Below are 12,854 nucleotides of genomic sequence, written 5' to 3' on the forward strand. Positions count from 1 at the left end.
CTGTTACAGCCGGTTCAACTCCCGCCTCGCCTCCGCGTAGCCGGGGCGCAGGCGGAGTGCTTCGCGGTACGCGGCCTGCGCTTCGGCGGTGCGGCCCAGGCCAGTCAGGGCGCGGGCGCGCCAGTAGTGCGCTTCCTCGTGCGTGGGCACCGAGCGCAATACCGCGCCCGTCAGGGTCAGGACCCGCGCGTACTGGCCGGTGCGGGTGTACGCCTCCAGCGGCCCGAACGAGTACCACAGGGCGCGCCACGGTAGGCCGCCCTGAACCCATGCGGGCCGGGTGGGGTCCAGGGTGCGGTCGGGCGCGGCCGCGAACGCCCGGTCGAAGGTGCGGGCGGCGGCGCGGGCGTCCCCGGCGTCCAGTTGCGCCTGCCCCAGGGTCAGGAAGCCCACGGCGTCGTTGCGCCGTTCCGCCTCGCGCCCGGCGACTCGCAGTGTCTCGGCTTTCTCCTGCGCGCGGTCGGCCCGCCAACCGAGCACGCCCGCCAGGACCGCCCGTTTCGAGGGTGGCGTGACGATCAGGTACGTGCGCCCGAACGACCGCCACTGCTCGTCGAACTTCGCGTAGTCCATCCGCAGTGGCCCCAGGTACGAGTCCAGCGCGCTGAACTGCCCGCTGGCGTCGTCGTAGCCGGTCAGCAGGCGGTAGTGCCCCATCCCGCCCGAGTCCGGCGTGACGAACCACGTTTCCACGATCACCGGGATGCCCGACGCGAGCAGGGAGCGCAGCAGCGTCCGGTCCCCGCCGCGTGCGAGGTGCACGTCCATGCCCTGCGCCTGCGCGAACGCCGCGAGCTCCTCCGGCGAGACGTTCACGTCCCCCTTCGACGGCTTGAGTTTCGGGGCGATGTCGTACTGGTTCAGCGTGCCCCCCCAGCGGCTCAGGGCCATGCCGATCGTGACCGGCCCGCAGTTGTTCAGCCGCTGGTACTCGTGCCGGATGCCCGTGACGCTAGCCCGCACAGGCAGGACCCGGGCAGGCGCGGCTGGAGGAGGCGCGGGCGTGACCTCCGGCGTGGGCGGCGGCACCTGGAGCGGAGTGGGCGTGACGGGTTCGGGTTCAGGGGCGGGTTCTGGGATGGGCTCCGGCTCGCCCGGTGCGGGGGTGACGGGCGCGGGCTCCGCAGCGGGCGGCAGCGCAGGCACCGTGACCTGCCCAGGGGCGGCGGTCTGTGCCTCCGCACCCGACTGGAAGCGCGTGACACCGAACGCAGCCGCCCCGACGAGCAGGGCAGCAGTCAGCAGCAGGGCAGGGGAAGGCATTCCATCCATCGTCCCCGCCCTTCATGATCCACCCCTGAGGCGAGAAGGTCGCGCAGGTCACGCTGTCGGCACGAGTGCGCCGCGACACCCGCGAGAAGCCCGCCACAGCTGAAGCCCAAAAAGTAGAACCTTCCGACACGCACCAAGACACAGAGCCACGTGACCGTCGTGGCAACCGAGCCCGTCGCCATTGGCCCTGACCGCTCGGGGGCGGCCCCTCGCTCATCTTGATTCGTTGGCGTAGGCGCACTCGCTCATAGGCGCGCAGCGCGCGGGGCGCAAGCGGCGAACCCGGAGGCATGCAGCCCCATCAGTGGCCGTCCCCGCCAGTCACCCACCCGACAAGCCAGAGAAATACCTGCCCAGTGCAACGTAAGCTCCCCCTGCCCCTCTGGGGTAGGGGGCTGGGGGGTGGGGCAGCCCGCCGCAGGCGCACCCCTTACGCGCGCACTTGTCGGGTCAGTAGTCCATGACCTGCCGGATCGCCTTCGCGACGCGCAGCGGGTTGGGTCGGTATACGTCCTCAACGGCGGTGAAGGGCGGGTAGGGCGCGTCGTAGCCGGTGACGCGGACGATAGGGGCGCGGAGGTGTTCGATGGCTTCCTCGGCGATGACGGCGGCGATTTCGCTGTGGAATCCGGCGGTGCGGGGTGCTTCGGTGACGATGATGGCGCGGCCGGTCTTGGCGACGCTGGTGATGATGGTGTCGGTGTCCATGGGGACGAGGGTGCGCAGGTCGATGACTTCCACGCCGATTCCGGCGGCCTGGGCGGCGGCGGCGGCTTTCTGGGCGACTTCGACCATGCCGCCGTAGCAGATGACGGTGACGTCGTCGCCTTGGGTGACAATGCGGGCTTTGCCGATGGGGACGCGGTAGTCGCCGACTGGGACGTCTTCTTTGACGCTGCGGTAGAGCTTGATGGCTTCGAAGAAGAAGACGGGGTCGGGGTCGTTGATGGCGCTGAGGAGGAGGCCTTTGGCGTCGGCGGGGGTGCTGGGGATGACGACTTTGACGCCGGGGGTGTGGGCGAGGATCGCTTCGGGGCTGTCGGCGTGTTGTTCGGGGGTGTGGACGCCGCCGCCGTAGGGGGCGCGGATGACCATGGGGAGGTGGTAGCGGCTGCGGGTGCGGTGGCGGTAGCGGCCGAGGTGGGAGAGGATCTGGTCGAGGGCGGGGTAGAGGAAGCCTGCGAACTGGATTTCCGCGATGGGTTTGAGGCCCGCGAGGCCCATGCCGATGCCCATGCCGACGATGGCGGCTTCGGCGAGGGGCGTGTCGAACACGCGCCCTTCTCCGTGTTTGGCCTGGAGGCCGTCGGTGGCGCGGAACACGCCGCCCATGACGCCGACGTCCTCGCCGAAGATGTGGACGGTGTCGTCGGCGGCGAGGGCGATGTCGAGGGCGTCGTTGATGGCGGCGACCATGGTCATGTTCTTGGTGCCGGTGGGGGGGGTGGCGGTGGCGGTCATGCCTGCTCCTTCTGGTCCTGCGCGTGCTCGGCGAGGATCTCCGCGCGCTGTTTTTTCAGCTGGGGGGTGGGTTCCGCGAAGACGTGGTCGAGGATCTCGGCGGGGGTGGGTTCGGGGTAGCTGTCGGCCTCGGCGAGGGCGGCTTCGAACTCGGCGGCGATCTCGGCGAGCAGTGCGGCCTCGCTGGCCTCGGTCATGAGGCCCGCGTTCAGGAGGTGGGTGCGCAGGCGCGTGACGGGGTCCTTGGCGTCCCAGCCGGCGGTGTCGGCCTCGCTGCGGTAGCGGCTGGGGTCGTCGGCGACGGTGTGCGGCTTGACGCGGTACGTGACGGTTTCGATCAGGGTGGGGCCGCCGCCGTTGCGGGCGCGGTCAACAGCTTCACGGGTGACGTGGTACGTGGCGAGCGCGTCGTTGCCGTCCACGCGCACGCCGGGGATGCCGTACCCGTCGGCGCGGCGGCTGAGATCCGTGGCGCGCGTCTGGGTGCGGGTGGGAACGCTGATCGCCCAGCCGTTGTTCTGGAGGATGAACACGCACGGGGCGTTCAGGGCCCCGGCGAAGTTCAGCGCCTCGTGGAAGTCACCTTCGCTGCTGCCGCCGTCGCCGATGAAGGCCATGGCGACGTTGCGGGTGCCCTGGCGCCGCTCGGCGAGGGCCGCGCCGACCGCCTGCGGGTACTGCGTGGCGATCGGGATGTAGAACGGCAGGACCTTCAGGTCGGCGGGCATGTGCCACCCGTGCGGGCTCGTGCGCCAGTAGGCGAGCGTCCGCGCGATGGGCAGGCCGAGGGTCAGGGCGGCGCCGGTGTCGCGGTAGGTGGGGAACAGCCAGTCGTCCTTGGTCAGCGCGGCGGCCGTGCCGACCTGACTGGCCTCCATGCCGCCGAAGGGCGGGAAGACGCCCAGGCGGCCCTGGCGGTACAGCACCCAGCCGCGCTCGTCGAAGTGCCGGGCGCGGCGCATCTGCCGGTACAGGTCCAGGCGGATCTCGGGTTCGGGCAGGAGGTCCTCGCGGACGACCGAGCCGTCCGGGGCGAGGCACTGCACCATGCTGGTGTCCTGCTGCGCGGCGTCGTACGCGGCCTGCGCGGCCGCGTAGCCGGGGGCGGTGTCCTGCGACTCTGCTGGGGCGTGGGGCTGCGGGGCAGCCAGGTTGGCGTCTGGGGTCATGAAGTCTCCTGTCTGGGGGCGTGCGCGGAATCTGAGGCGGCGGGTGCGGGCGCGTCAGTGCTTGCTTCAGGGCGCGCGGCGCTGGTTCAGCAGCCGGTCACTGCGACGGGGCAGGCCGGAGGAGGGACAGGGCAGAACGTCAGGCATGGCAGGGCAGGTGGGGGCCGCGCGGCCCCGTCGGGATGAGAAGTGCCTCCCAGCGTAGCAGCCGGGAGGCACAGGAACCAAACGAGCGTTTGGAAGGCGGGGACGGGCGCTCACAGCGGTTTCCAGTTCCGCCCTGGGGCGAACGGCATGCCCTTCAACTCCACCTCCAACCGCTTCGTTGACGACTTCTCGCCCTGCTCGTTTGTCAGCGGGCCAGCAGCACCGCCAGGATCGCCAGCGTGGCGGGTACCGTCTGGATGAACAGGATGCGGCGGTTCGCGGTGGCCGCGCCGTACAGGCCCGCGACCGCCACGCACGCCAGGAAGAACAGCTGAATCGCCGCCGAGCCCGTGATCAGGCCCCAGATCAGGCCCGCCGCCAGGAAACCGTTGTACAGGCCCTGGTTGCCCGCCATGACGCGGGTCTGCGCCGCGAGTTCCGGCGTGGTCCCGAAGGCCTTCATGGCGCGCGGGGTGGTCCACAGGAACATTTCCAGCACCATGATGTACACGTGCAGCAGGGCGATCAGGCCCACCAGGACCGCGGCGATCAGGGTCATGCGCCCAGCTTCCCGATCCGGGCGACCACCCGGTCACGGCCCAGCGTGGCGAGCAGGTCCGGCAGGTCCGGGCTCTCCATCGTCCCGGCGACCGCCGCGCGCACGGGGGGCATGACCTTCCCGAGCTTCAGGCCCCGCTCCTCGGCGAACGCCGCGAAGGCCGCCTTGATGGACGCCGCGTCGAAGGTCGGCAGGTTCTTCAGCGTGGCGGCCAGCTCGGGCAGCAGCTCCCGCGCGCCGTCGATCGCCGCCTGCGCCTTCTCGGTCACCGGGTACTCCTCCGACCAGAAGTAAGGGGTCTTGTCCATGAACTCGCTGAAGACCTCGATACGGGGCGTCATCAGGCGCACCACCGACCGGAAGTAGTCGTCCATGGGGAGGTCCACCTTCTGGCCAGCCAGGAACGCGTGCAGCCTCCGGGCGACCTCGTCCCCTGGCAGCACCTCGCGCAGGTACTTGCCGTTGTACCAGCGCAGCTTCTCCTGACTGAACACCGGGCCGCCCAGCGTCACGTCCTCCAGCCGGAACACCCGCGCGAATTCCTCCAGGTCGAACACCTCCAGGCCGTCCGGGTGCGTCCAGCCCATCGTCGCCAGGAAGTTCAGCATCGCCTCCGGCAGGAACCCCTGCTGCTGGTACCACTCGACGCTCGTGGGGTTCTTGCGCTTGCTGATCTTGGATTTGTCCGAGTTGCGCAGCAGCGGCATGTGCGCGAACACCGGCTCAGGCCACCCGAACGCGCGGTACAGCAGCACGTGAATCGGCGTGCTCGTGATCCACTCCTCGGCGCGGACCACGTGCGTCACGCCCATCAGGCGGTCATCCACCACGTTCGCCAGGTGGTACGTGGGGAACCCGTCCGCCTTCAGCAGCACCTTGTCGTCGATCTCGCGGTTCTGGAAGTGAATCGGGTCACGCAGGCGGTCATTCACGACCGTCTCGCCCTCACGCGGGACCTTCAGGCGGATCACGGCCGCCTCGCCCGCCTCCACCCGCGCCTGCGCCGCCGCCGGGTCCAGCTCACGGCTGGGCACCGCGATCACGCGGCCCTCCGCCTGCGCCGCCTCCCGCAGCGCCGACAGCTCCTCCGCCGTCTCGAACGCGTAGTACGCGTGCCCGCTCGCCACCAGCTGCCGCGCGTACTCACCGTACAGATCAAACCTCTCGGACTGACGGTACGGACCGTTCGGACCGCCCTGCAGCGGCGACTCGTCCGGCGTCAGGCCCAGCCACTGCATCATCTGGAAGATGCGCTTCTCACTGTCCGGCACGTAGCGGTTCCGGTCGGTGTCCTCGATGCGCAGGATGAACTTCCCCCCACCCTGACGGGCCAGCGTGAAATTGAACAGCCCGATGTACGCGGTCCCCACATGAGGATCACCGGTCGGGCTCGGAGCAATACGGGTCACAACAGACATAACGCACAGCATACGAAAGGGGGGAGTGGGAAGTGGGTTGTGGGAAAAGCGAACCCCCTCCGGCCCACGCGGGGTGGGGGAGGGGGTCCCTCAGAGCTCAGAGCTCACGGCCCTGTTCAGTTCCAGCGGCCGCCGCGCTGCTGGCGCGTTTCGGGTTCCGGCGCGGCGTACAGTTCCTCCGCGCGGGACAGCTTCTTGCGGCCGTACAGGCCCTCCAGGATGAACTCGGCGGCGGAGACGCGCACGGCGTCCACGCTGCTCGCGGCGACCTCGGCGGCCAGGTCGCTCAGGCCCGGCACCTCCGCCGCGGCTTTCAGGGAGGCGGCGCTGTCCCCCCCCTGCGGGAAGCGGAAGACGTTCCCGGCCTCGAACCATTTTTCCAGTTCGCGGGTGTTCGCGCTGCCGTAGCGGCGGGCGTATACGGCCCCGGCGGCCTTGCGGATCACGTCCCGGGCGACGTTGTCCGCGCCCTTGAGTTCACCCTCGTACTCCAGTTCCATCTTCCCGGTGATCGCCGGGAGGCCCGCGTACACGTCACTGACCCGCACGACCGCGTCGTCGCCCTGCACGAGGCTGCGGCGTTCGGCGTTCGCGGCGGCGACCTCCATCAGCGAGATCGGCAGGCGCTGCGACACGCCGCTCAGCTTGTCCACCCGGCCGTCCTCGCGCGCCTGGAAGGCAATTTCTTCGACGAGTTCCGCGATGAACTCCGGCACCGTCACGTCGCCGCTGCGCACGGCCTCCTGCGCGGTGATGTCCATGCCCAGGCGCACGTCGGTCGGGTAGTGCGTGCGGATCTCGCTGCCGATGCGGTCCTTGAGCGGCGTGACGATCTTCCCGCGCGCCGTGTAATCCTCGGGGTTCGCGCTGAAGACCAGCATGACGTCCAGTTCCAGGCGGATGGGGTAGCCCTTGATCTGCACGTCCCCCTCCTGAAGGATGTTGAACAGCGCCACCTGCACCTTCGGCGCGAGGTCCGCCAGTTCGTTCACGGCGAAGATCCCACGGTTCGCACGGGGCAGCAGCCCGAAGTGCATGCTGCGCACGTCACCCAGGCTGGTACCCAGGCGCGCCGCCTTGATCGGGTCCACGTCCCCGATCAGGTCCGCGACCGTCACGTCCGGCGTCGCCAGTTTCTCCACGTACCGCTCCGCGCGCGGCAGCCAGCGGACCGGCAGGTCCAGCCCGTGCGCCTCCAGCAGCGCGCGGCCCTCGGCACCCACCGGGTTCAGCACGTCGTCCGGCATGTCCACGCCCGCGATGACCGGCACCTCCGGGTCCAGCAGTTCCGTGATGGCGCGCAGGATGCGGCTCTTCGCCTGTCCGCGCAGGCCCAGCAGGATGAAGTTCTGCCGCGCCAGCAGCGCGTTCACCAGCTGCGGAATCACCGTGTCGTCGTACCCCACCACACCGGGGAACAGCTCCTCGCCGCTGCGCAGCTTGCGGGTCAGGTTGTCCCGCACCTCGTCCTGCACCAGCCGGATCTTCCCGTCGAACGGCGCGCGCCCGGCGTACCCTTCGGTCTGAAGCAGTTCTCCCAACGTCCTCGCCTTCGCAGTCACGGTCATGATGCGCGGAACGTACCACGCACCCAGATGCGGGAATGTGCGACCTGCTGGGAATGAAGGGGGAAGTGGGCTGTGGTAAGGGCTGGGCACCTGATATGCACTCCGGTTGAAAGGTTTGCAACGCCTTTCAACCCGAGCAGAGCGAGCAGGAGAGAAACGGGTTCCGGAAGTGGAGTTGGCAACCCGGTGTCCTTCCGGGTTGTGAACGAAACAGACGGAACCCGTATGAGGCAACCCGGCGGCTCTCCCGACCGTACTGTGGGTCAGATGCAACCCACGGCCGCCGCCCGCCCCGCCCTGCTGCCCATCCTGCTGCTGATCCCAGCCGCTGCCCTGACCCTGTGGATCGCCGGAGCCACCTTCGACGCGGGGACCACGAGCGCCCTGGGCCGCACGCTCCGTTACGTGGCCCTGACGCCCCTGTTGCTGATCACGGTCAACCGCCTGCCCTGGACGACGTTCGCGCTGCTGTCCTGCGGGTGGATCAGTGGCGTCCTGACCGTCACCGCCGCGCTGGCGGGCACCGTGAACTGGCTGTTCGGCGCGCCCGCGCTGCTGCTGGCGCTGGCCTGCGCCGCCGGATTTGCCCTGCTGCGCCGCTGATCCGGACGAGGCCACGGGCCCTCTCGGCCCCGGCGTTCTGACAGCAGAATTCAGAGGTATTGAAGGGCTTCTTCAATACCTCTGAATCGAGCGGAGCGAGCACCTGAGAAGGGCGGCGGTTGAACGTGGAGGTGAGGGACGTGGGTGGGAGGAGCGTGCTGGTGACCCCACGACGACACGCTCTGTCAGTCGCTGCTGCCGGCGCTCGCGGCGTCCTGCTGGTCCTCCAGCACCTTGAAAGCGCAGGTGGCTGCCAGCGCCGCCACGAGGGGCGGCACCCCATGCAGGCTGAGGGTGACGTCCTTGCCCTCCACGACCCCGCCGATCCGGCCGTGCAGGCGCCCGTCCTCTGCGGTCAGGTTCACGTCCTTCCCGTTGATGCGGCCCGAGAAGCGACCCTCGATCCGCGGGCCACTGCGCGTCAGGTGAAGGTCGTCCCCTTCGATCCGGCCCCCGAGTCGCACGTCCACGTGATCCTCACTGAGGTGCCCGGCCGCGTCGAATCCGTCGAACGTCCCGCCGATCCGCCCGGCGACCTGTCCCTCCTGCACGGTCAGGCGGATGTCCTTGCCCTCGAAGCGGCCACCGATCCGGCCGTCCAGGTGCGTGCCGTTCCACGCAGCCCTCACGTCGTAGACCACCGAGATCCCGCCGATCCGTCCATTCAGTTCCATACCCACCCGGTACGGGGCCAGGGTCGCCCGGGTTGCCGGACCGCGGCCCGGGTAGCGGTCCGGTGCACGACCTCCCCCGGGTCTCCGGCGTCACTCCAGAAGCAGGGTGGGCTGCGCCGGCTCGGAGACGCTGCCGCGCACGGCCCGCCAGGCGTCCAGTTCGTCGGCCGGCATGGCCGGCGCAAACAGGAACCCCTGCATGTACTCGAAGCCCAGGTCACGCAGCAGCGCGTGCTGCTCGGGCGTCTCGACGCCTTCGGCCAGCACGTCCAGATTCAGTTCGCGGCCCAGCGTGTGCACGGCCCGCAGCACCTGAGGTCCGGCGGCATGTACCCCGCCCAGCCCGTCGTGCCCGCTGAGGAAACTGCGGTCCAGTTTCAGCACGTCGGCCGGCAGGGCCATCAGGGCGCTCAGGGACGCGTGCTGCACACCGAAGTCATCCACGCTGATCCGCACGCCCAGCGCCCGCAGCGCGCGGAGTTTCGTGGCGGTTCCGGTCAGGTCCTGCACCAGCACGCCTTCGGTGACCTCCAGTTCTAGAAGGTGCGCGGGCAGGTCCAGCCGCTCAAGCAGGTGATGCACGTGCGGCACGAAGTCCGGCTGCGCGAATTCCAGCGGGGAGACGTTCACCGCGACGCGCAGGGGTCGGCCCTGGTGGTGCCACGCGGCGGCCTGCTCGCAGGCGCGTTCGCGCACCCAGCGGCCCAGCGGGAGGATCAGGCCGCACTGTTCCGCCACCGGAATGAACCGGCCGGGCGTCACCGGTCCCAGCGTCGGCGAAGTCCAGCGCAGCAGGGCCTCCACGCTTTCCAGGCGCGCGCCGCGCAGCTGCGGCTGGTAGTGCAGCGTGAACTCGTGTCCGGTCAGGGCGCGGCGCAGCGCCGCCTCCACTGCGAAGCGGTCCCGCCGCTGGTCGTCCAGGGCCGGCGTGAACACCTGCACCTGACGCCGCCCGCTGCGTTTGGCGTGGTACATGGCCGTGTCGGCGCGGCGCTGCAGGGTCGTGATGTCCGCCCCGTCCCGCGGCGCGAGACTCACGCCGATGGACGCCGACACCGGCAGGGTCAGGCCCGCCACGTCCAGCGGGTCGGACAGGCTACCCAGCAGCCGCCGCGCGGCGTGTACCGCCTGCGCCTCGTCTGCGCCAGGCAGGACCAGCGTGAACTCATCCCCGCCCACGCGGGCCAGGGTGGCGCGGGCCGGCAGGTGCGTCTGCAGGCGCGCCGTCACGAGCCGCAGCAGCTCGTCACCCACCGGATGCCCGAACGTGTCGTTCACGTCCTTGAAGCCGTCCAGGTCAATGAACATCACCGCGACCGGGCCGGTCAGGGCGCGGCGCAGCTGTTCCTCGAACTCGGCGCGGTTGGGCAGGCCGGTCAGGGCGTCATGCCGCGTCTGGAAGCGCAACTGCGAACCGCGCCGCTCCAGTTCGGCGGCCGAGTGCCGCAACTTACGGGCCAGCAGGTGATTTTCCTGCAGCACCGTGCCCTGACGCAGCAGCACCAGCAGGAACGTCAGGGCCGCGCCCCACAGCGTGACCGGGGTGGGGCTCGACACCAGCAGCGCCGCGCACGTCAGCGCGCCCGCCAAGTACGGGAAGGCCGCCAGCCACACCCGCACGGGCCGCGGCGGGCGCCACTGCACGCCCCGCACGGACTGCTCGCGCCGCTGCCACAGGCCCAGGGCCTGCAGGGCGGTGCCCCACAGGTACAGGAAGTCCGCGCGGTTCCCGGACGCGTACCCGCCGACCAGGGCGTAGTGCAGGTCACCGCCCACGATCAGCGCCAGGCCCGCGCAGATCAGGGCGACCGGCACGCTCAGACGCTGCTGGCGCAGGGCGAGCAGGCCCACGGCGATCAGCGCGAGATCCAGGGTCACGTACGCCGCGCCGGCCGGGTGCAGCGGCACGGGCCGTGACAGCAGGAACGTCCACGCGACGGTGCCCAGGATGGTCATGACGATCAGACTGTCGAGCGTCATGGCCAGCGTCCGCAGGGACCGCAGGCGCAGGCGGGTCAGGCGCAGCAGCGCGCCGAACAGCAGGAGGTAGTACCCGGCGTACAGGGCGTCCGCGACCGAGAGGGCCGGGATGGCCTGACCGCGCAGTTCGAAACTCAGGGTGATCAGGTCGCCCAGCCACAGCGCCCCCAGCGCCAGTGTGAACCGGCTCAGCAGGCGGCGCTGAGCGGGGTGCGCGCCGCGCCACGCGGCGGCCGCGACGATCAGGCACACCAGCTGCCCCGTCAGGTACGCCCCGCCGGTCAGCCAGGCGTGCCCGGGCAGCGGCTGGGCCACGCTGACCAGCAGGGCGTGTAGCGCCACGGCCAGCAGCAGCGCGGGTTCGGCGCGGCGTTCAAATATGCGCACGGTTACGGCCTGGATCGTCATTCCGTCACGTCAACCTTCCTGTTGGATCTCGGTGCAGGCTAGCGCACGGTCCCCACAGAAACCTGACGCGTACCAGACGCCCGCCGGTCAGCTGCGCGGCTCTCACGCCTGACCGTCAGGTGGCGCCCCGTCGGGGGGGCGCGGCGGCCAGTGCGACGCCCGAGACGCACAGCGCCAGCCCCACCAGCGACACGGGGCTGAGGCGTTCGCCGTACAGCAGCCAGCTTTCCAGCACGGTCAGGGGCGGCACCAGGTAGAACAGGCTGTTCACGCGCGCCGCCGGGAGGTCGCGCAGCAGCCGCATGAGCAGCAGGATCGCGCCGACCGACAGGACCAGCACCAGCCACGTCAGGGACAGCATGAATTCCGCGTTCCAGTGGATCTCCCCGCCCCCACGCGCCAGGGTGATCAGGCCCAGCGCGGCGGCGCTCGCCACGTACTGCGCGGTCGTGCCGCCCAGCAGCGGCATGTCCGCCCCGGCGCGCCGCTGGTAGAGGGTGCCCGCCGTGGTGCACAGCAGCGCGAACGCGGCGGCGCCCAGCGCGGCGGGACTGCCTGCCGACCCGTGCAGGTTCCCGCCGAGTCGGCCTTCCATGACCAGCAGCACGCCCGCGAACCCCAGCGCGAGGCCCGCCCACTGCCGCGCCGTGACCCGCTCGCCCAGGACCGGCCACGACAGCAATCCCGTCAGGAGGGGCTGCACACCCACCAGCACGCTCGTCACGCCCGCCGGGAGGCCCAGCCAGATGGCGGTCGTCACGCCACCCAGGTAGCCAGCGTGCAGCAGCAGGCCCGTCACAGCCGCGCGGCCCGCCTGCGCCCTCGTGGGCCACGGGGCGCGCAGCGCGGCTGTCAGCAGTGCCATCAGCACGGCGGCCAGCACGAAACGCACCGTCAGGTACGCGAAGGGGTCCGCGTTGCGCGCCGCGCCCTTGGTGCCCAGGAATCCGGTGCTCCAGAGCAGCACGAACAGCAGCGGCGCCGCCGACAGGAAGGCGGCGGGCGCGAATCGCAGGCGGGCCATGCGGCAGGCTAGAGCACCCACGCGTCCGGCGCGGTTCAGGTGTCCAGCATCGCCGCGATGGCCTGCACGGTCCGCGCGTTCCGGACCGTGACCTTCACCCCCAGGTGGCGTTCGATCACGGCGGCGGACAGCCGCAGATTCCGCACGCCGTCCGGGACCGTCTGGTACAGCGTTCCCCCCGCGACCTCCCAGCGTTCCGGGGTCACGTCCCGCCCGCGCAGGGCCTCCACCCGCGCCGGGTCGGGCGGATCGCGCAGGAACGCCAGGACCACCGGTTCATCCCGCAGGTGGGCCGGGCAGCCCTGGGCTGCCGCGTGCCACTCGGTTGCCGTGCGCAGCGTCACCGGCACCGGAAACCCGAAGCGGGCCTCCAGCGCGTCCTCCAGCCGCCCTCGCAGCGCCGGGCCGGGTTCCGCCTCGAACACGGCGTTCCCGCTCTGGATGTACGTCCGGACCCCCTCCAGCCCCAGCCCGGTCAGCAGGGCGCGCAGGTCCGCCATGGGCACCTTGCGTGTCGCGCCCAGGTTCACGGCGTGCAGCAGCGCCACGAAGATCATTCGACTCCCGGGAT

At 70.6% G+C, this 12,854-nt stretch carries 11 protein-coding genes; 1 reads left to right on the plus strand and 10 read right to left on the minus strand.

The window, feature by feature from the left end; translation table 11 throughout:
- Positions 1-3: 3 nt before the first annotated feature.
- From IEY69_RS06940 to IEY69_RS06965, 6 genes are all read right to left on the minus strand, one after another.
- The gene (locus IEY69_RS06940) at positions 4-1,263 is read right to left on the minus strand and encodes a C39 family peptidase (protein WP_229783714.1); all 1,260 of its coding nucleotides are present in this window, start codon (positions 1,261-1,263) and stop codon (positions 4-6) included.
- Positions 1,264-1,722: 459 nt separating this feature from the next.
- A complete protein-coding gene (locus IEY69_RS06945) occupies positions 1,723-2,733 on the minus strand; it encodes an alpha-ketoacid dehydrogenase subunit beta (RefSeq protein WP_189072439.1) in 1,011 nt (336 codons plus the stop codon).
- Positions 2,730-3,782: a pyruvate dehydrogenase (acetyl-transferring) E1 component subunit alpha gene (gene pdhA, locus IEY69_RS06950; protein WP_229783791.1), complete on the minus strand. Its 1,053-nt coding sequence runs from the start codon at positions 3,780-3,782 to the stop codon at positions 2,730-2,732. Before pdhA ends, IEY69_RS06945 begins: the two co-directional genes overlap by 4 nt.
- A gap of 472 nt (positions 3,783-4,254) precedes the next feature.
- Entirely contained in the window at positions 4,255-4,608 is a 354-nt protein-coding gene (locus IEY69_RS06955; RefSeq protein WP_189072441.1) for a DUF1304 domain-containing protein, read from the minus strand.
- The gene (gltX, locus tag IEY69_RS06960) at positions 4,605-6,026 is read right to left on the minus strand and encodes a glutamate--tRNA ligase (RefSeq protein WP_189072442.1); all 1,422 of its coding nucleotides are present in this window, start codon (positions 6,024-6,026) and stop codon (positions 4,605-4,607) included. The genes IEY69_RS06955 and gltX overlap by 4 nt, the downstream gene beginning before the upstream one ends.
- A 116-nt stretch (positions 6,027-6,142) precedes the next feature.
- A complete protein-coding gene (locus IEY69_RS06965) occupies positions 6,143-7,594 on the minus strand; it encodes a sigma 54-interacting transcriptional regulator (RefSeq protein ID WP_189072443.1) in 1,452 nt (483 codons plus the stop codon).
- A gap of 267 nt (positions 7,595-7,861) precedes the next feature.
- Between IEY69_RS06965 and IEY69_RS06970 the strand changes: the two genes are divergently transcribed.
- Positions 7,862-8,197, plus strand: a complete 336-nt coding sequence (locus IEY69_RS06970; RefSeq protein WP_189072444.1) for a hypothetical protein — start codon at positions 7,862-7,864, stop codon at positions 8,195-8,197.
- A 185-nt stretch (positions 8,198-8,382) separates the two neighbouring features.
- Here the strand turns inward: IEY69_RS06970 and IEY69_RS06975 are convergent, their stop codons facing one another.
- The 4 genes from IEY69_RS06975 to IEY69_RS06990 form a co-directional block, all read right to left on the minus strand.
- Positions 8,383-8,871, minus strand: coding sequence for a hypothetical protein (locus tag IEY69_RS06975; protein ID WP_189072445.1), 489 nt, complete (start codon positions 8,869-8,871; stop codon positions 8,383-8,385).
- Positions 8,872-8,961: 90 nt separating this feature from the next.
- Positions 8,962-11,259: a putative bifunctional diguanylate cyclase/phosphodiesterase gene (locus IEY69_RS06980; RefSeq protein WP_189072446.1), complete on the minus strand. Its 2,298-nt coding sequence runs from the start codon at positions 11,257-11,259 to the stop codon at positions 8,962-8,964.
- Positions 11,260-11,374: 115 nt separating this feature from the next.
- Positions 11,375-12,283: a DMT family transporter gene (locus tag IEY69_RS06985; protein ID WP_189072447.1), complete on the minus strand. Its 909-nt coding sequence runs from the start codon at positions 12,281-12,283 to the stop codon at positions 11,375-11,377.
- Positions 12,284-12,318: 35 nt separating this feature from the next.
- Entirely contained in the window at positions 12,319-12,840 is a 522-nt protein-coding gene (locus IEY69_RS06990; protein WP_189072448.1) for a DUF1697 domain-containing protein, read from the minus strand.
- Positions 12,841-12,854 lie beyond the last annotated feature (14 nt).

The organism is Deinococcus sedimenti (assembly GCF_014648135.1).
Lineage (GTDB): Bacteria > Deinococcota > Deinococci > Deinococcales > Deinococcaceae > Deinococcus > Deinococcus sedimenti.

Bases quoted from the DNA above. Each gene is read 5' to 3' on its own strand.
- IEY69_RS06940 (WP_229783714.1), bottom strand. From the start codon at position 1,263: ATGCCTTCCCCTGCCCTGCTGCTGACTGCTGCCCTGCTCGTCGGGGCG.
- IEY69_RS06945 (WP_189072439.1), bottom strand. From the start codon at position 2,733: ATGACCGCCACCGCCACCCCCCCCACCGGCACCAAGAACATGACCATG.
- pdhA (WP_229783791.1), bottom strand. From the start codon at position 3,782: ATGGTGCAGTGCCTCGCCCCGGACGGCTCGGTCGTCCGCGAGGACCTC.
- IEY69_RS06955 (WP_189072441.1), bottom strand. From the start codon at position 4,608: ATGACCCTGATCGCCGCGGTCCTGGTGGGCCTGATCGCCCTGCTGCAC.
- gltX (WP_189072442.1), bottom strand. From the start codon at position 6,026: ATGTCTGTTGTGACCCGTATTGCTCCGAGCCCGACCGGTGATCCTCAT.
- IEY69_RS06965 (WP_189072443.1), bottom strand. From the start codon at position 7,594: ATGACCGTGACTGCGAAGGCGAGGACGTTGGGAGAACTGCTTCAGACC.
- IEY69_RS06970 (WP_189072444.1), top strand. From the start codon at position 7,862: ATGCAACCCACGGCCGCCGCCCGCCCCGCCCTGCTGCCCATCCTGCTG.
- IEY69_RS06975 (WP_189072445.1), bottom strand. From the start codon at position 8,871: ATGGAACTGAATGGACGGATCGGCGGGATCTCGGTGGTCTACGACGTG.
- IEY69_RS06980 (WP_189072446.1), bottom strand. From the start codon at position 11,259: ATGACGATCCAGGCCGTAACCGTGCGCATATTTGAACGCCGCGCCGAA.
- IEY69_RS06985 (WP_189072447.1), bottom strand. From the start codon at position 12,283: ATGGCCCGCCTGCGATTCGCGCCCGCCGCCTTCCTGTCGGCGGCGCCG.
- IEY69_RS06990 (WP_189072448.1), bottom strand. From the start codon at position 12,840: ATGATCTTCGTGGCGCTGCTGCACGCCGTGAACCTGGGCGCGACACGC.